Raw genomic sequence first — 20,082 nt, 5'->3', positions numbered from 1 at the left:
ATTAGTTTCCCCCATTTTTATACAGTTCAATCCATTGATCTGGAGGCATTGAGTATTGACCAATATATTGACTTGCCGCAACATAATATGTGCCTTTAAAATAACACAGTTCTCCTATTTTAGGTTTTACAGGCCAGATATAATCACTGTACATTTTAATACGATCTTCAGCAATCCAAATTTTAGATGTTGTCTCTAATCTTAAAAACATCTGAGGATATTTAGCCACTAATTGTTTTACAGTCATATCTAATTCATCTTTAGGAATATAGTCTGACCACTTATAAATTAAATATAAGTCATCGCCATCACACAAAATTCCACCTTGTACAGTATTTCCTAGATTATTTTCAATCTTCTTCTTTTCTTCTTCCCAATCAAGAGTTGCTGTAAAAATATGTTTACTGCCCTTACTATCAGTCAATGTAACTGTACCACAACCATTTTTATCACTATTAATATCATCATTATCAACAGTTATTCCATTATTATAAGTATTTTTAAAGTTTGAACATTCGATTAATCTAGTAAATTTATTTTCCATTCCATTACGAGAATTTATTAATGTAAAACTTACTCGTAATACATTTCTACGATATTCATTGCCTGCTGGTTGAACATGAAATTCTTTAACAATATTATTCATATAAAAATCAGTATTATAACCCCAGTTAACCGCATCACGAAGGGTTTTGTCCGCATTTTCAACTGACTTAGTTTCAGTATAATGAAAAATGAATAAGTCTTTATCTAATTTATTATTACCTTTATCAATTATATAGTTCTCACTATTATTTAAATATTCTTTAAAACTATCTGTTAAAACAGATAGTTTTACTTCATTACCATCTTTATCATCAAATTCAATAATATCATAATCATCACTTTTAGTAGTAACAATATTAATTGTTGAAGTAGCATAACCTAATTGTCCTTCTAACAACTCTAATAATGTTGTACCAATACTTTGGGTTCTAGCTGTATTTTGAACATGATTATATTGATTAAAAAAAGCTGGTAATAAAGCTACAACCCCTCCTAAAAGTATCATTAATATTGCAAATGATACGATTAGTTCTACTAATGTAAACCCCTTTTTATTCATTTCCATAATAGTACAGGTCTCCAGCTTCATTAGTTATTTTATATTTTTTGACTTTGATTTCTACTGCTGTATTACCATTTATGTCTTTTAATTGTAAAGTTTCATCAGTAACTTGAGCCCCATTTTCTTTTAAATAATATTGATTGATTAACTTTTCAGTATCTTCTATGCGTTCTTTTTGGGTAGAGGCTATCTTATTGGACAATTGAATCGAAGAATAAAATAATGAAATACCTAATAACAACAAAGCAAAAGCAACGATAACACTAACAAGCGTCATTCCTCTATGCTTATTTTTCATTTATTATCATCTCCTTCACTTTTTCCTGGTTCATTCCATGCTAGATACCAGTAATAATTTGTATCATCAGTAGCATCTTTAGCAGCTGTACGATTAAAAATTGAATTTACAACATACTTTTGTTCTTTATAAATAGCTTTAATTGAAATTATTAATTCTGTATTGATTGGATCATCATTTGCTGATCTTGAATGAAATATTGTAATCACATACTTAAAACCATCAACTTCTACATTAAAAATCTTATCAGTAATTGAATGATACTGATGACCTGGTTCATCAGGATTATAATATTCCCAAATTCCTTCTTTTAGTTCACTATTAACATACTTTGTAAAATCACTTGCAGCATCACCTAATTTATCTTCAATTGTGCCCGAGAAAGAATTCGCTGCTAACTTGCATTGAATTCGATCTTTATATTGGGCATTGTTATTGACAATTAAATTAGTAGCTAATAATAATGAAGCACAAAGTGCAAAGAGAATTGCTAGTACGCAAAGTACCGCAATGATCGCACTACCTTGACTTTTTAGTGCTATATTTTGTTTTTTTATCTTATTTAGGAACATTTAACATTTTCTCCAAGTAACTTCTAATTGATTGTGAAGGATCATAAACTCTTGTTCCTTCAATAAATGTATTTTCAAACTGCTCACGATAATATTCTAAAACCTGAGATTCTATATAGTGTTCACTATCACTAACTAAAGCAGTAAATCGAATATTAGCAGTAATTGCTTTATCAGAAGAAATATTTAATATCGTATCATTATGTCCAACTGTATCTAACATTACAAATTGATATGATAATACATTACCTTCAAGATCTAGATTAATATATAACTTTGGTATCACTGTTAATGATTGTGTGTTGCCACTAGGGGTTATTCCCTTATATGTTTTTGCCATATAATCAAATGAATAGATATATGTAGTTATATTGCCTAATTCATCTACCTTTGTTTCATATTCATTTAATTTTGTTGGGATAGTATTAACAATATAATTTCCTTCATTATCTAGAACTAAATTATTATTTTCGTCTCTTTGTAAATCATAAACATCATAATTTACTACAAAACGGTCATAATTGAGTGTACCATCAGGATTTGTCGTTATTCCATTATCCATCACTCTAACATGGTCAGATGTTATTCTCTTAACTTCTTGGTCATCAACTTTTAAACTATGATAGAAACGATATCTATCTTCTAAAGTGTCTAATTGTTGATAATTGATTGCTAGATCATATCCACTACTATATTTATTAACAGGTAATATGATACTCTTTTGATTTAATTCATATTTAATACTTGAAGGAATGTTATTTTCAGATAAAGTCAATTCTTCTTTACTTTCAGAAATATTTAGATCTTCAACAACAAAATCAATTTTCCCTTTTGGTAAAGTCAATGTAATTTCATCAGACCACTTAGAACTTACCGCTTGTGATGAAACAGCCCTAAGCATGAACTTAATTTTTCTACCAGCAAAATCACTTAGATCACCATTAATTAAATTCTTTAAATTAATCGTTCCCTTACTTATTGTACCATCCATTGTTTTAGGTTCACTATACTGGTTATTATAACCTTCTAATATATATTTGATTTCATAATTGGCATCTAAATCTACTGTTGTATTAGAAATCTTTGTAATGATAATACCATTAGTATTCATTTCATCAATACCTAAAGGACCTTTATCAATCGTAATATTTTCACTACTTGGTTTAGCAATACGATGCGGTAAAGTAATTGATGAAATATCACCAGTTAATGAATCAGTAAATACCTGATCATCCTTTTTAGCAATCGCATTAACATAAAACTCTATTTCATTACCTTCTGGTACTTCAATGATATTACCATCTTTATCGACAAACTCTAAAACAATATTACAATTATCTAAGATTGTATTTTCAGTAATCTCATATATTTTACCATTCACTTTAGTTCGTGCATGTACTTCATAATAATCTACTGCCACTATTTCTTCAGTATCAATCAATTTATTAAATAATACATTGTAAGTATATGAATGTTTATCACTAATAATTGATACTAGCGGAGCAGTAACTTGTGATAACTTTAACTTATAATTAAATATTGCTTCACTACTACTTGATAACTTAACTGTCATACCACTACTATCAACAGCTCCTAAATGAGTAACAACAACTCTTAGCTGCTTATAATTCCATTGACTAGCATCTTCTGTTGTATAAGATAAGCCATTAACATTTTCATTTACTAGTTCAACTTCACCACCTGATTTATCAACTCCATATAGCGTAATATTATAATAATCTATACCACTAGAATCTCCATCTGCTTTCCATGTAAATGTATACTTGTTATCTTTTAATTCAGGTGTGACATCATTAACTACTGGTTTACTCATAAATTTAGGTAAAACAACTTCTTTTACTAAGTATTTTTTATTACTATCACTACTTGCATTCATTTCTTCAATACCAATTTTTAATGATTCACTGTAATATACCGAATATGTTCCATCTACATTTCTTTCAATTACATAACCATCATTTAATTTACCATCAGTAGTAAAAGTCCCCATATAATTCTTTAACTCTGTACTGCTAATATTTTGATAAATATATTGATAATATAATGAAACATCATTTTGTGAAGACCAAACATATGATTGTATCCGAACTTTATCTTGATTAGCAATATTTTCTGGAATTGAACTTAATTCTGTAGTCATACTAGTTGCATATCTATTTACCCGATATATTGAAGAAGAAACTGCTACTGGCAATCCTTCAACATTGTTATCTGGCAATAACAGATCTTGACGATAATAAGCCTGAATATCTACTCCCGTTTTAAAGTTGATTTTATATCGCAGACTATTAGCAGAAGCACCCATAAAACCTTTAAAATTAATGATATCTGGTTTAAACCCTTTAACTGACACTGCTCTTGTTTCAGCAGAAAAAGTAACTGATTTACCAAACTTATTTTTATTAGCATTTCCTGGTTCTGCCTGAATTGACACTACAAAATTACTTTCAGAACCTGCTATCTCACCATAATTACTTTTTTTATTATTTAAACTATCAATTTCAACGGTAATTGTTTTTAAAATACTATTACCTTTTTTTATTGTAATAATATCACCAATTTCATAATCATCAATATTATTAATGATAACATCAAAATTGCCATTATTTTTTGCCACAAAATTAAAGTCAGGTGTTTTCAATGGTGGTTTCATTGTAATATTTTTATATGCATTTGAAGTCAATGAATTAGCACGGTTAGACAAAGCTGTGACCGTAACACTTACTTTACCCCAACCAGTATTTACAGGAATATAGCCGTCCATGCTACCATAAATAGTATCTTCATAAACAAGTGCACCGATACTGTCTTTAACTTCTAATAAATATCTTGCAGCATTAGCATTATTACCACTATTATCTTTAAATTCCCAAGTTACTTTATAGATTCCTCCAATATCTTCATCTTTAATAATTTTTGGGCGATACTTACTATAGTCATTTTCATCACCACTAGTATAACTAGTTATAGCAGGATTTAAATTATCATACTTATACCTAGCCAATGATAATTTCCCTTTATCACCAGGAACACTAGATACTAAAGGATTAATTGGCATATTAGTAATTTTAATATTTCTTGCTTCGTTTGTCCCAATATAAGCCATTCCATCATTTTCTACTTTTAATATTTCAGCTCCATTAGAAATAACTGTTGGATTTTCACTCCCTATTGTTTCTTTGTTTGCTTGACCATTTAATTTGATTTCATATATTGCCACATATCTAGAAGCACTAACTGTACCTGTTGGATAATTAGTATTACGAACTCCTCCTGTAATTTTAATTTCTACATGATCTATATTAGTATAACTATCATCAAATTTGATTTCACTGGTTGTTTCACCATAATCTTTTATTAAAGCTTCTGATGTATAAACAGGTCGAGCACTTTCACTTTGATAAAGACTGATTTCATAAAATACTTGTCTTTGATCTGTTTGTGTATCTCCAAACCAATCAATATTAACTGAACTTAAATCAGCAGTTTTATCTTTTAAAGCTACATCGATAATTAAAGGTGTTTTATAATTATTTTTATTCATTCCACCATTGCTATTCATATCAACAGAAAAATATTTTCCATCCTCTTCATCACCATTATCTTTTATCTCTCCATCAAATAAAGTATTAATTTCAGCTCCATTAACATTATTTCCATTTATAAGATGTATTTTAGATTTACCTACATCAATATTGCCATATAAAATACTACTTTTAGATTCATTAAGAAAATAATAATTTCCTGAAGTTAATTTACTATCATTTTCATTAATAATTGGATAATAACTAATCCCTGAATCAATATTATTTGATAATAAATTTAAACGTTCTTTATTATTCAATATATAAACTATTCCCGCACCTTTATCATCTATTTTATCATAATTTATACAATTAGAAATATTATATTTACCACTATTACTTTCACTAGTTAACGCAATAATTCCAGCTTTATTACCTCCTTCAATAACTCCTGCATTTACACAATTAGAAATATTAAGTTCACCATTTGTTAGACCATTTGCACGAATTTGACCAAAAATTCCTGCAGCAGTACCTCCTGATATTTTACCTAAATTAGTTGTATTATTAATATTTAATATCTCACCAGGATCAAGAGCATAAACAAAACCAACTGTACCACTAATACTTGCAACACCATTACAGGTAATATTACCCTGATTAGTACAGTTACTTATATTTCCACCACGATATTTGATCTGGCCAATTAATCCTCCAATACGACCACCATCATTTGTTGAAGAACCTAAAATATTTCCATAATTATGACAATTATCAAGAGTCCAGATTGAAGCACTATTTTCTAACCGCCCTAAAATACCCGCAAGTGAATTTCCAACCATTTTATTAACATTAGCATAATTAACTAAATTAATATATGAGTTTGCACTAGAACTACTGTAACCAATTATCCCCCCAGCCGACATATCAGTTGCCGCTGCAGTACAAATAATTTGCCACTCTTGAGAAGTACTACAATTATTTACACTTCCATTACTCTGATTATAACCAACGATTCCACCAATACTGCCTTGATATGTCTTAATTATTACATTACCTAAAACCTGAATCCCATCATTATTTTGATGAATAATATCACTGACACTACCTTCATTTAAACCAATAATCCCGCCAATATAACCAAAACTATCTGCATTAATGATTGTATCGGCTCCAACTGTTGAATTAGTAATCACACCTGTATTCTGATTGTAACCAGCTATTCCTCCTGTATTAGCATGATTAGCAGCATCACCTTTTGTTTCAATACTTGCATTTACGACCTTACAGTCCCTAATCACATTATCATTGATTCCAGCTATTCCTCCATAGCCATAATCCGCTCCACCATTTCCAATAATTTTACCAGTAAAAGTATAACCCTCGATCTTATTATTATTTACTCCTGCTATACCACCAAAATAACTATCAAAATTGCTACCAGGATTACCAATATCAGCCTTAATCACATCATTTTGATTACTAAAAATAGTTCCTTCATTTAAGCCTGCAACTCCACCAAAATAAGAATTTTCATAACTATCATCAATTATTAAGGGTTCACCAACTGATGTTGTATTAATAATCTTACCTGATTCTTTATTTATTGCACTAACACCGCCAATATAAATATTACTATCATCATTTACAATCATTGCACCATAAACTGATAAATCCACTTTACCAATACGACAATCACTGATTTCACCATAATTTTCAGTTGCAATGCCACCTACATAACCACGTCCTGTTATTTCAACTCCATTACTAACCTGACTGTTTTTAATTATACCATTATTCTTAGCAACGATTCCCCCTGCATGTGCTAAAGTTGCTTTAATTGAACCATTATTGATAGCATTTTTTATTACTACTGAATCTGTTATCTCACTAGTGATCCCTCCAGCATCATTCATAATAGCAACTACACTACCATCATTGATACAACTAGTAACTTCGATTTTCTTTGTCACATCAATAGTTCCCACAATACCACCAGCATCACCAATTTTAGCTGTAACATTATTAATATTATGTAAATTATCTAGGTTACCACCTACATGTTTTCCAATAACACCACCAACAAAAGCATTACCAGTAACACTTTGTGATGATATCATTTTAACATTACTGATACTACCTGCATTTAAACCAATGATTCCACCAGCATTAACACCATTTCCATTTACTGCAATCGATGTATTAGTTCCATTAATATCATAATAATTACGGGCTACTAAACCACCTACATTCTTACCACTAGCATTTACTGCTGCATTTTCACTTGAATAACATTTAGTGATAGTACCAAAGTTATCAACTACAAAACCGCCTACATTATCTTTACCAGTAATTATTCCAGATAAAGAACAATTATCCATATTTGCACTACTAGCATTTTTCCCAACTAAACCACCTACATTACTACGCGTATAACTTCCAAGTGAATAAGTTGTACAATTAACAACCGCTCCTTCATTAACCTCAACTAATCCCCCTAAATATTGTACTGCATCATTGACAGTAACCTGTTTTTGATTAGAACAATGATCAATTGTCATACAGTCACTGTTGTAACCAATAATTCCTGCAGTATATGAATAATTAATATTTTCTTTTAAATCAGAATCATACTTTGTAACATAACCAGTCGAAATGATTCTTGTTTTATTATCAATATTTTTTATTACTACCATAGTATGATTACTATGTTCACTATCAATACTACTATCTTTACCAATGATACCTCCAACATATATATTTCCTTTGATATAGTTCATATCATTGCTATAAATACTATCATTACCAATAGTTAATTTTTTACAATAAACATCGTTTAAACCAATAAATCCACCGACATTTTCATTACCCAAAACATATCCGGCAAAACTATCAGTATTAAATGAAACATTTAACTCCACTGATTTATCCAGCTTAACTTGATTATAACCAATAACCCCAGCTACATTATTATTTCCTTCAATCTGATTTACATTTACTTTAATCGTCTGATCTTTTAAAGTATCACCAGAAGCATTATAACCAAGTGAGCCTCCCACATTATTATTTCCAAAAATATAACCACCAGTCACCTTTTGGTTTTTCATAATTCCCTGATTACTTCCAACAATTCCACCAACATTATCATGACCAACAGATACAACAATATTTTCTTGTTCAACATCAGAATCAATTATTCCTTGATTAATTCCAGCAAGACCACCTATGTTATTACCAGTTGAATATTTTTTTATATCCTCATATTTGATTGTTAGAGCATTATATCGAACAAACGCCTTACAATTATTTATCAAATTAGTATTAGTCCCAGCTATTCCTCCACCATTACTAACTTTACAAATAATAACTCCTTCATTATACCAATTACTAATTTCTTTAGTATTTTCACCAATAATACCACCAACGTTTTCATTACCAACGACAATACACTTATTAGATCTAATCGATGTGTTTGTTAAAACACCTTGATCCTCTTGTTTTCCTACAATCCCACCTACAAACTTATCACCAACAACATAAGTAGACTGATTAGAAACACCTGTTGAACAGTCTTTAATTGTACCATTATTGATTCCCGCTATTCCACCAACATATTGGGCTGTACTAACAGCTGTTAAAGCATCTTTATCTTTCCATTTAGATGCACTTGTAGATTCACTGATCATACATTTAGAACTATTATAACCTGCTATTCCACCAAGATTATTTGAACTACCCTGATCAGTTCTTCCAATTATCCTTCCAGTATTATTACATTTATTAATAGTAATTGCCTGATCAGTTATCCCAATGATTCCACCAACATTTTCATTTCCTTCAATATCAGCATTATTAGCACTATCTTCAATCAAAATAGTTCCACTTTCTGTCGATGAAATAACTGTTCCAGCTATTCCTCCTACATTTTTAATTCCATTAACTTTTCCAGAAATAATAGTGTTTTTTATTGTTCCAGAATTATAAGCAGTAATTGCTCCAACGTCTTCTTTTCCACTAACTTTTACATTTTTTAAAGCTAAACCATCTATAATACCATTATTTACTTTAAAAAGTCCTACACCATTTTCATTTTCATCATCACCTAACTTTAGATTTGATATTTGATAATCACTTGTATTAATAAATTGATTATCCATATTTAATTTACCAAGTGATGGGAATGATGGTAAATCTTCTGATAAATACTTCACTACCTGCCGATCTTTACTACCATCTATGTTTAATATACTTTCTGTTTTATAAATCTCTGCTTTATTATAATTTATTGAATTAGTTAGTTTATAAATATATTTATCACTTAGATTTCTTAGAGATATATCTTTATCTTCAATAAAACGAATATTATAAAGATGACGATTATTACTAATATTAGCTGTTGTTGTTTGTATATCGTTAAGCGTAAGCTCTTGTGTTATTTGTTCTGTCTCACGAGAATCAAATAATGTATCTTCTATATTTGATTGTTTCCAGACACTAGATTTAAACGAACTACTAGATGCTCTAACTCGGGCATAAATTGATTTTGCATTTAATCCAAATCTTTCAAAAGAATAAGTATCAACTAAGTTTTCATTATTAATTGCATATGTCTTATAACTACCTGTTATAGAATCTTGATAAATTAAGCTAGATAAGTCGATTGCATCTAAAACAACATAAAAATATGTACGATTATTTTCTATTGTTTTATAAGAACGTAATTTATATTCTTCAGTTAGATTTCCTTTTATTATTTCACAGCTAACTTCTGATAAATCAGATTCTTTATCAGGAATTAAATTATTAGTAGAATTTATTTTAAACTTCATTAAAGATTGACTGTTATTAGTATAATTTTCAGCGCCGTTATATATCTCTATATTATACTCAAAACTTTCAGCAACTTCATTATATATATCATCCATGCACCATTTTAAATATAAAGATTCCCCATTTACTAATTCTAAATTAGTTATAGTTGGTTTTTCAGCATCTAAAGGTGCTGCAGCCGTTAGATTATTGACATCATAATAACCAAACATTCTTTGTTTACGAATTTTTATATTTCGATTTGTTATATCAACAACGGTCTCGCTTTTATCATCAGTCTTATCTTCACCATAATAAAGATAATCCGCTTGTAAAGAATAGCTCACTGAATAAACAACACCATCACTAGGATCAAATTCAATTGCAATATTGCCATCCATAGCATTATGATTTGATAAATACCTTTCCATTAGCTGTTCAAATAAATCATGTGACTGCTCATTATATCCTTTTTCATCTTTAATATAATCAGGATTATAAAAAATAGTATATAAACGCCCATTATACTCATTATCTATCATAGGATTTATTTTGTTATAATTTTTAGCATCAGATGTTTTTAATGCGTATGTTTTTACTTGGCCAGCGTAATCAGTGAGTTGTCCACTTGCTTTATAATGCGTTAATGCTTCTTGGGCTGCTACATAAATTGTTTGTGCATCTTCATTATAATTTTTAAACTTTGCATAACGCGTATATGAATACAAGCCAAAAGTTGCTGCACCTAATAATATTGCTAAAATCATTAAGACGACAACTAATTCAACTAATGTAAATCCTTTTTTATTAGATTTCATCAAATCACCAGCTTTCCACTTAAGTATACATTTTTTTTAACAAAACCGCATTATAATAACTAAAAAAAACAAAAAATGACCTTTTTTCAATAAAAAAATATAAAGTTAGTAACTTATCACTAACTTTATATTAATTATGTAAATAACTTTTCCCATAATCCAAATAAGAAAATAAAAATTACAATTAAAGGTAATATCCAGCTAACATAGAACTTTGCTTTTTCAGGAAAACTCAAACCTTTACCAGCATTAGCTTCAGACATAAAATTTTTCCATCCCCATCCAATTTTACGGGTACAAAAGAATAAAAATACTAATGACCCAAGTGGCATAATAACATTAGAAACTAGAAAATCTAGTAAATCTAATACTGCACTTCCAGGACCTAAAGGCTGGAAATTAGATAAGACACTAAAACCTATTGCACATGGGATACTACCAATCACAATAATCATAAAATTTAAGAACACACTTTTTCTTCTTGACCATTGAAATAAATCAATTGAAAAAGAAACAATATTTTCAAATACAGCAATAATCGTTGATAATGCCGCAAAATTCATAAAAACGAAAAATAAAGTACCCCAAATTTGACCATTCTTCATAACATTAAAAATATTTGGTAGGGTAACAAAAACCAGTCCTGGTCCACTACCAGCATCAACACCAAACGACATACACGCTGGAAAAATAATTAATCCCGCCATTGTTGCAACAAAAGTATCTAGAGCTAAAACTCTAAAACCTTCTCCAGTTAAAGAATGCTCTTTACCAATATAACTGCCAAAAATAGCCATTCCACCCATTCCAATACTCAAAGTAAAAAATGCTTGACCCATTGCACCATAAATAGCATTAAATATTCCATTTTCCATTAAAGAATTAAAATCAGGTACAAGATAAAATTCAACACCTTTCATCGCACCATCTAAACTTAATGACTTTACTACTAGTAAAAGCATTACTGCTAATAACAACCCCATCATTATTTTAGTAACTTTTTCAACCCCTCGTTGTAAACCAACTGCGCAAATACCACAGCCAATAACAACAATTAAAATCATCCAAAATATGCTCGCTTCAGGATTAGTTTGTAATGTTGTAAATACATCGCTTACTTCTTTAGGATTTAATCCAATAAAATCTCCATTTAACATTTTAACAAAATAAGCTAACATCCAACCTGCAATCGTAGTATAAAACATCACTAGCAAATAATTTCCTGCCATTGCCACATATGAAAATAAATGCCATTTTTGTCCCTTTTTTTCTAATACATGAAAACTTTGTGCAACACTCTTTTGAGAGCCCCGCCCTACAGAATATTCCATAACAATGATTGGTAACCCTAAAATAATTAAGAAAAACAGGTATACTAATACAAATGCACCACCACCATATTTTCCTACCATATAAGGAAATCGCCAAATATTTCCTAAACCAATCGCACATCCTGCCGATAATAAAATAAATCCTAGGCGTGAAGATAATTTTTCTCTACTCATAAATTGTCTCCTTATTTAAACAATGTCTTAATTGTAAAGGAAATAAATGTATCAGTCAATTAATAAGAAAAAGTTACACTAATTTATTTTATACTTTATTATTTCTGATAACTCTTGCCGGTACCCCTACTGCTGTTACATGATCTGGAATATCTTTAACAACAACAGCTCCTGCTCCAATTATTACTTCTTTTCCAACCTCAATTTCATCAATTAAAGAAGCACTAGTTCCAATAAATGATTTTCTACCTACTTTAGCATGTCCTGCCATTGCCACATTAGGACAAATATTAACAAATTCTTCAACAATACTATCATGTTCAACAATAGCTGCTGTATTTATTATACATCCCTCTTTAACAAAAGCATTGATATTAATTACAGCATTAGCTAAAACAGTACATCCTGCTGATACTTGAGCAAAGGGACTAATAACAGCTGTAGGATGAATTATTGTAGCAATGGGAACTTCCATTGTTTTTAATACTGCCATTTTTTCCTCACGCAAATCATTACTGCCTGTTGCCACTATTACTTCATCATATGAATGAAAAATAGTATCAAGATCTACTTTACTTTCTTCATAAATAGTATAATTTTCTATCTCTCGATGCCCTTTTTCTTTAAAATCCAAAAAATCTATTTTTGTATATTTTTGCATTGCTAGAGCGCATCCCAAAGTAACAAGACCTTGATCTCCAGCACCCCAAATTAATAAGCTTTTCACTTCAAAACCTCCTATTTTAAAACAATTTTATCAATAAAATTAAGTGTAATGCCTTTTAATATTTCATTTGCCCTAATTAATCTATCCTTTTCTAAAAATGCTATTGGTAAATGAGCATCATAGCCAAAAACTACTTTACAGCCATATCTTGATACAATTTCCCAAAACTCACGAAAAGGATAAGCATAACGATACTGCCATACTCCCCCATCAAATCGATAGAGCTTTTTACCATATTTAAACCCATTTAAATTAACCTTTAAAGGAACATCATATTCGATACTTGCTCTAGCAATGCGATGAGCTGCTTCTTTACATACATTAGGAAACTCTCTTCTTCTAACATATAATGATCAGGATGCGCTATATAAGTTATAAAATTCTTTTTCACTGCTCTTTCAATCTGTTTAATATACTCTAAAACATCAGCATCTAAGCAACAACAATCATACTCATATCCAATATATTTAAGGTGTTGACCTAAGATCATATAATCACAATCTTTTTTCATTTCCATTAAATATTCATAACCTACTTTTATTTCAATTCTATCACGATATTCTTTTTGCAGTTTTCTTATATTATCCAAATACTCATCTTTTTGTTTATAATTCATGCGATCACCTGGACTATAAACTCCAATAAACGGAATATGATTACTAAAACCTAATAATTCAATTCCTGCATCAATGCACTTTCTACATACTGTATATCTAGTCCTAATGCGTGACCACAACGCATTGTATGAGTATGAAGATTAAATCTTTGATCATTCACTCTCCATTTATAGTATGATTTTAGTTTCATTAGAACATATGTATTAATCAATATTAATAATCAACGAAAAACTAGCGTAAAAGACATTCCTTCATCACTTTTTTGAGCAAATATAGCACCATCCATCTTCTGCATCAATTCTCTACATATATATAATCCTAAGCCATTACCTTGTTGCCCTTTACTATTTGCACCACGATAAAAACTTTCAAAAATATGATTAAACTCAGTATCTGTTACTGGTTTACCACTACTAAATATATTAATTAATTGACAAAAATCTTCTTCAGCAAAAGAAATTTCAATCTTTCTGCCATCCCCATACTTAAATGCATTTTCGAATATATTTTCAAATATCTCTTGACTACGCTGAATATCTCCGTTAAGTAATCTATTTTCATATTTATGAACAATCAATGTAATTTGACGCAAATCACACTGTTCTTGATATATACCCAAAACACGCTCTATTAAATCAGTTAAATAAAATTCACTATTATTTACTTGTAAATCTAGGATATCTTCACGTGCTGAACTAATGATTTCATCTACATACTTTTCAATCTCATCAGCTTTGATATTAATTTGTTTCATTGCATTAAGTTTACTATTTTGATCTTGATAAATATCTTCGACTAAAGCTTTACTATATAATTTAATTACATTTAGTGGTGTTTTCATATCATGGGATAATGACAATAACATTTTCTTTTTTTCTTTCAATAATTCTAATTGTCTTCTCTTAGAAACATCAAGAGTATCTTTTAATTGACTCATTCCCCATACAAACTTACCAAAATATCTACTTTTTTCTTCTTTGATTTCAGCATTAAAGTTACCTTTTGCTAATTCAATAGGCAATTCATTTAAACGTTGAAAAGGTTGAATTAATTTCTTTTTTAAATAAATCAAAACTATTAAAATAAAGATTTCTAAAAATAATAAACTTCCTTCAATAATTATTAAAATATTATTTATTTTTAATTCTGGTATTTGATAAATTAATTTTATATAACCTTGTAATTGATTATTTTGATAAAATGGTAGAACTTGAAAATTACTAGTATTAGACTCTAAATAAAAATCATTTAAAATATCTTGATCTGTAATACTATAACTCAAGTATTCAAGATTCTTAATATATTCATACTCACTTAAATCAAAGTTATTAACCTGTTTTTTATCATTGATTTGATTCATAATTCGATTACTTTCAACTATATAACCTCGATCATTATCATCCTTAATATACAAAAGAGCACTTCTTGAAAGAAATGCCAACAATATATATATTATTAATGATAAAACAATAAGATGATTATATCTCTTCATAACGATAACCTACTCCCCAAACCGTTTTAATTCGTTTTGGACAACGTGAATCATCTTCAATTTGACTACGTAACATTTTTATATGAACTGTTAAAGTTTGATTCTCACTCATACTATTCATTCCCCAAATTTGATTAAATAAATAATCTTTATGCAATGTTTTATCCGCATTTTCTACCAATAACACTAACAACTCATATTCTTTTACATTTAATTCTAATAATTTATTTCTTAAAAAAACCTTACGAGCATCCTTATCAATCTTAATATCCCCAGATACTAAAACATCTAATTTATTTTGTTTACTTTTAAGTCTTAAAAATAAAACTTTGATCTTAGCCACAAGAATATCAGGATCCACCGGTTTTTCAATATAATCATCTGCACCTAACTCAAAACCCATTAGCTGATCAGATTTTGATGAACGAGCACTCATAATAAAAATTGGTGTATGACTAGTATGACGAACAACCTGACAAAAAGCAAAACCATCCATACCTGGTAACATAATATCCAAAAGAATAACCCGAGAAGAATTTTCTTTTAACCAATTCAGTGCTTTTTCACCACTAATTTCATGATGGCATGAAAAGCCTTCCTTATTAAGAAAGGCTTCTATAAGCTTTGCAAGTTCATCATTATCTTCAACTAATAATATATCTATCATAATTACCACCCTAATTTAATTAACCAGTCATTCAATGCTCTTTCACGAACCCGTATATCACTATTAGGCTCACATTTACCTAAAACTATTTCATCACGGATGTCACCGTCTTCAATATAAAGAACTCGTTGACACTTTGAAGCCACTTTCATATCATGTGTCACTAGCATAATGCTAGTTCCTTCTAAATTAATTCGCATCAACTCATCCATTACTTCAATTGAATTTTGTTTATTCAGTGCCCCTGTTGGTTCATCAGCAAAAATTATTTTAGGTCGATTGATTAGACTGCGACAAATACAAGCTCTCTGTAATTGTCCCCCCGAAACCTCAGTAATCCCATTACTAGAAATATCACTAATACCTAGTTTTTGCATTAAAATTTTTGCATGTTCTTTGATTTCCTGATGATTTATTTTATTAGCTTGATATGCTGGTAAGATAATATTATCATAGATTGATAGATTTTTCAGCATATACATCTGTTGAAAAACAAATCCCATTTCTTGTAAACGTAAATCACTAATTTCATTGGATTTTAATGTTGTTAATTCTTTTCCAAAAAAGTTGATTTTTCCAGCTGTAGCATCGTCCATTCCACTAACTGTATATAATAATGTAGTTTTACCCGATCCTGATGGTCCCATGACAGCAACCATTTCTCCAGCTTTAATTTCAAGATTTATATTTCTTAAAACATTATTTTGTCTTTTATTAACAATATATGTTTTACATAAATTAGATACCTTTAAAGTTTCCATCCTCATTCTCCTATTCTAAATTATTCATTTCATGAATATTAATTTTTCTAATATTTTGAGTGGCAGCTATGGTTGCAATAACGATACCAATCAATAAGATTCCTGGATAAATTAAATAAGCCTGCAATGGATCGACCTGTATTTTTACATCAGCCCCCATAATTGCAAAAATTGGTTTTAATATAAAATGATTACTTAAAAGTGATAAAGGAACTGAAATGACCATTGATACTAATACAACCAAAAGCATTCTCATCAATTGCCAATTACGAATTGCTTTATATCTAAAGCCAATACTTTTTAATATCGCTATTTCACCTTTTTCACGGACAATAAACAATTTCTCCATTAGTAATGTAATTAACATTATTACCGCACAAAGCAGCGCTGTCATTGGAATCAGCATACTATCAAGGGTATCTTGAATTCCCCCAACTGTATCATCAATAACCTCTTGGCCCGTTTTCCATTCATAATCAGGAAAATCTTTCTGTAAAGATTTGACTATTACATCTTGTGACTGTTTTGTATCAAGATCGACCATAACAGTCCAATAATCAAACATCGTTTCTAAATCACAATTTATTTTAGAGTTCAATCGTGCACTTTTTCCTAATTGCATATAATCTGTATATACACCGGTTATAATTAAACGCTGATTTTTACCATTGATTTTTGCATTAACACTATCACCAATCACCCAGCCATTTTCTTTCATAACATCTTTAGAAAAAGCTATTTCATTTTCCAATTTAGGATCTTGACCTTGATCATAATCAAAAAAATCTCTTTCTTTTCCAACCAGCTGTATAGTCATAAGATTATTATTCTGTTTAGTTGACTGATCACCATAATTAATGAAATAGATGGGCTCCCCTGTCATTTCAACTTGATAACCCTTATCTTCCATTTCTTTTTTAACTTGATTTATACCTGCAATTAAATCAGAAACGCTATGATACTGAATTCCCTTTACGGTTTCTATCTTTTTTAAATAAATTGAACTATCTGGATCAATTGCAAACTTTTTCATCATTTCTGTACTACGCATCGTATTAAGGGTATTTAAAGGAATTGTAATTAAAATAAAACTAAGGCAAAAAGTAATGATTAACACAATATAACGAGTAAGATGTGTCATAATATCATTCATTCCTAAATAACTTGATATTGGAATTCTTGAAAAATTTGTTAATTTTATTCCATATCGTCCATGAAATCTTTCCCCTGTATAACCACCTCTAATTGCCGTAATAGCAGAAATCTTATTTAATTTTCTTGTACATAAATAACAAAATGATAAAACTAAAACAATAACAAATAATGCACAAACCATATTTATACCAATATTTAATTTATCATTTTGCATGATCATATTCATACTAACACTTTTAATCATCATTTGACTTACAGGAATACTAATAATAGTTCCTAAAGCAGTTCCCATTAAAACAATTGCAAGATATTTAATTAAATAAAGTTTTTTTATCGCTAGATTACGTAACCCAATTGCTTTAAGAATCCCTATTTCCTGATATTGTTCTTCAATAGAAAAAACTAAAGTGAATCTAAGAACTAATAAAGCAATTAAAATCAAACATATACCAATTACTATAAGTAATCCTGCAACAATCATATCAAACGAATATACCATTTTATAAGTATCTATCGTAATTGTATTCATAACTCCACTAAATCCCTGATTATTTAGTTCTTTTGTTAAATGTGCTGAGTCTGTAGTTGTAATATAATAAACTCCTAATTTAGAAGTATTTGCTTTATAATCATTAAAATCATTTTCATTCAAAATAAAACGGCTCATTCCTACCATATCACTACCAAAAGCAGCATCTTTAACTGCTTCTTTGATAATAAATTCTTTATTGAGATCATTGCTTTTTATCGTAACTTTATCACCAAGATTAAGATTTGCTGATTCCATCATTGTTAAAGATAGTGCTACTTCACCTTCTTTTAACTTTGGGATATTTCCATTTTTATTAAATACTTTACAATAATCAACATCCATCGTTGTTAAATATAAGTTTGTCCCATTATTTTCTAAATCACTTTTCTTGCCATTACGATTAATCTTAATAGATTTTTGAGAAATTTCTAAAAAGTGATTATAATCAAAATCTACTATCTCCTCTTTTTCTTTTTGCTGCTTTAACCACTGATCAATTTTATCCTTATCCTTTTCCGAATTCATGATTACATTTAAATCCGGTACACGAGCATACTCCATATAATAATCAACCGCTGAGCCAATAATCATAATATTATTAAAACTACTCGCTAAAAAGATAGTTGATAATGTGATAAATAAAAGCAAAATAATATTGACACCTTTTCGCTTCATCATATCTTTTTTAAGTATTTGCCATAGCATTTCAATTCCTCCTTTTATTCAACTTCATTATAAATAAACAATTATTAAAAAATCCTTAAATAAGATAATTATTTAATATTAGCAGCATAATTTAAAATAATGAATATCTTAATAAGTAGGAGGTCGATTACATTGTTAACCGTCTATACTATTATTGAGGCTTTATTATTAGTTACTGCGCTATCAATTGATACATTTATTTCTAGTCTTGCATATGGAACCAACAAAATTAAGATTCCTTTTTCATCTGCAATGATTATTAATATAATTTGTAGTGTTTTTTTGGCTGTATCTATATTACTCGGAGAGTTTTTTGAACCGTATGTATCTGAAAATTTAATTCAACTTATTTCTTTTTTCCTATTATTTTCTTTAGGAATTATTAAACTTTTTAATAAAAAAATAAAAAAACTATTTAATTATCTCAAACAAATTAGTCTTTTTAAACAGCTAAAAGTCGATTTTTTTATGAATATATATACTAATCCAGAAAAAGCTGATCTTGATACTTCTAAGTCTCTTTCAAATAAAGAAGCTATCTGGTTAGCCCTGACTCTTGCTGTAGATGGACTATCTGTAGGTTTTGGAGCGGGTTTAACAAGTATTAATCATTTCTTAGTAATATTTTTTTCATTATTTTCAGATATGATTGCTATCTATTTAGGATGTTATATAGGTATTAGAATTGCTAAAAAAACATCATTTGATTTATCATGGCTCAGCGGATTAATCTTAATTTTTTTAGCTTTTTCAAAATTATAGAATAACAAA

12 protein-coding genes are annotated in these 20,082 nt (G+C 29.1%); 1 reads left to right on the top strand and 11 read right to left on the bottom strand.

The window, feature by feature from the left end; genetic code table 11:
- Position 1 precedes the first annotated feature (1 nt).
- The 11 genes from ACLR9T_RS06305 to ACLR9T_RS06255 form a co-directional block, all read right to left on the bottom strand.
- Positions 2–1,111, bottom strand: coding sequence for a PilW family protein (locus ACLR9T_RS06305; protein WP_413108687.1), 1,110 nt, complete (start codon positions 1,109–1,111; stop codon positions 2–4).
- Entirely contained in the window at positions 1,098–1,406 is a 309-nt protein-coding gene (locus ACLR9T_RS06300) for a type II secretion system protein J (RefSeq protein WP_413108686.1), read from the bottom strand. Before ACLR9T_RS06300 ends, ACLR9T_RS06305 begins: the two co-directional genes overlap by 14 nt.
- Positions 1,403–1,978: a hypothetical protein gene (locus ACLR9T_RS06295; protein WP_413108685.1), complete on the bottom strand. Its 576-nt coding sequence runs from the start codon at positions 1,976–1,978 to the stop codon at positions 1,403–1,405. Before ACLR9T_RS06295 ends, ACLR9T_RS06300 begins: the two co-directional genes overlap by 4 nt.
- Positions 1,965–11,150, bottom strand: coding sequence for a prepilin-type N-terminal cleavage/methylation domain-containing protein (locus ACLR9T_RS06290; protein ID WP_413108684.1), 9,186 nt, complete (start codon positions 11,148–11,150; stop codon positions 1,965–1,967). Before ACLR9T_RS06290 ends, ACLR9T_RS06295 begins: the two co-directional genes overlap by 14 nt.
- A gap of 134 nt (positions 11,151–11,284) precedes the next feature.
- Complete coding sequence (locus ACLR9T_RS06285) at positions 11,285–12,655, bottom strand: sodium-dependent transporter (RefSeq protein ID WP_413108683.1); 1,371 nt, start codon at positions 12,653–12,655, stop codon at positions 11,285–11,287.
- Positions 12,656–12,743: 88 nt separating this feature from the next.
- Positions 12,744–13,382 carry an acetyltransferase gene (locus ACLR9T_RS06280; RefSeq protein ID WP_413108682.1) on the bottom strand — a complete coding sequence of 213 codons (639 nt, stop codon included), beginning with the start codon at positions 13,380–13,382 and terminating at the stop codon, positions 12,744–12,746.
- Between the two features lie 259 nt (positions 13,383–13,641).
- On the bottom strand, positions 13,642–13,998 hold the full coding sequence (locus ACLR9T_RS06275) for a hypothetical protein (protein ID WP_413108681.1): 357 nt from the start codon (positions 13,996–13,998) through the stop codon (positions 13,642–13,644).
- Positions 13,999–14,219: 221 nt separating this feature from the next.
- Positions 14,220–15,491: a sensor histidine kinase gene (locus ACLR9T_RS06270; protein WP_413108680.1), complete on the bottom strand. Its 1,272-nt coding sequence runs from the start codon at positions 15,489–15,491 to the stop codon at positions 14,220–14,222.
- A complete protein-coding gene (locus ACLR9T_RS06265) occupies positions 15,478–16,158 on the bottom strand; it encodes a response regulator transcription factor (protein ID WP_413108679.1) in 681 nt (226 codons plus the stop codon). Before ACLR9T_RS06265 ends, ACLR9T_RS06270 begins: the two co-directional genes overlap by 14 nt.
- 2 nt (positions 16,159–16,160) lie before the next feature.
- Positions 16,161–16,919 (bottom strand): ABC transporter ATP-binding protein, encoded by a 759-nt coding sequence (locus ACLR9T_RS06260; protein ID WP_413108678.1) that lies wholly within the window; start codon positions 16,917–16,919, stop codon positions 16,161–16,163.
- A gap of 10 nt (positions 16,920–16,929) precedes the next feature.
- Positions 16,930–19,311 carry an ABC transporter permease gene (locus ACLR9T_RS06255; protein ID WP_413108677.1) on the bottom strand — a complete coding sequence of 794 codons (2,382 nt, stop codon included), beginning with the start codon at positions 19,309–19,311 and terminating at the stop codon, positions 16,930–16,932.
- A 132-nt stretch (positions 19,312–19,443) separates the two neighbouring features.
- Here ACLR9T_RS06255 and ytaF point away from each other — a divergent pair, with 132 nt between their 5' ends.
- On the top strand, positions 19,444–20,073 hold the full coding sequence (gene ytaF / locus ACLR9T_RS06250; RefSeq protein WP_413108676.1) for a sporulation membrane protein YtaF: 630 nt from the start codon (positions 19,444–19,446) through the stop codon (positions 20,071–20,073).
- The last annotated feature ends 9 nt before the right edge of the window (positions 20,074–20,082 follow it).

It is taken from the genome of Thomasclavelia sp., from assembly GCF_047249845.1.
Lineage (GTDB): Bacteria > Bacillota_I > Bacilli_A > Erysipelotrichales > Coprobacillaceae > Thomasclavelia.
The sequence above is the reverse complement of the archived record's forward strand: the minus strand, read 5'-3'. Positions and strand labels throughout refer to the sequence as shown.

What these genes read in the sequence shown, in the direction of transcription:
- ACLR9T_RS06295 (WP_413108685.1), bottom strand. Translation starts at nt 1,978, where the DNA reads ATGTTCCTAAATAAGATAAAAAAACAAAATATAGCACTAAAAAGTCAA.
- ACLR9T_RS06270 (WP_413108680.1), bottom strand. Translation starts at nt 15,491, where the DNA reads ATGAAGAGATATAATCATCTTATTGTTTTATCATTAATAATATATATA.
- ACLR9T_RS06285 (WP_413108683.1), bottom strand. Translation starts at nt 12,655, where the DNA reads ATGAGTAGAGAAAAATTATCTTCACGCCTAGGATTTATTTTATTATCG.
- ACLR9T_RS06255 (WP_413108677.1), bottom strand. Translation starts at nt 19,311, where the DNA reads ATGCTATGGCAAATACTTAAAAAAGATATGATGAAGCGAAAAGGTGTC.
- ACLR9T_RS06290 (WP_413108684.1), bottom strand. Translation starts at nt 11,150, where the DNA reads ATGAAATCTAATAAAAAAGGATTTACATTAGTTGAATTAGTTGTCGTC.
- ACLR9T_RS06260 (WP_413108678.1), bottom strand. Translation starts at nt 16,919, where the DNA reads ATGGAAACTTTAAAGGTATCTAATTTATGTAAAACATATATTGTTAAT.
- ACLR9T_RS06265 (WP_413108679.1), bottom strand. Translation starts at nt 16,158, where the DNA reads ATGATAGATATATTATTAGTTGAAGATAATGATGAACTTGCAAAGCTT.
- ACLR9T_RS06300 (WP_413108686.1), bottom strand. Translation starts at nt 1,406, where the DNA reads ATGAAAAATAAGCATAGAGGAATGACGCTTGTTAGTGTTATCGTTGCT.
- ACLR9T_RS06275 (WP_413108681.1), bottom strand. Translation starts at nt 13,998, where the DNA reads ATGAATTATAAACAAAAAGATGAGTATTTGGATAATATAAGAAAACTG.
- ACLR9T_RS06305 (WP_413108687.1), bottom strand. Translation starts at nt 1,111, where the DNA reads ATGGAAATGAATAAAAAGGGGTTTACATTAGTAGAACTAATCGTATCA.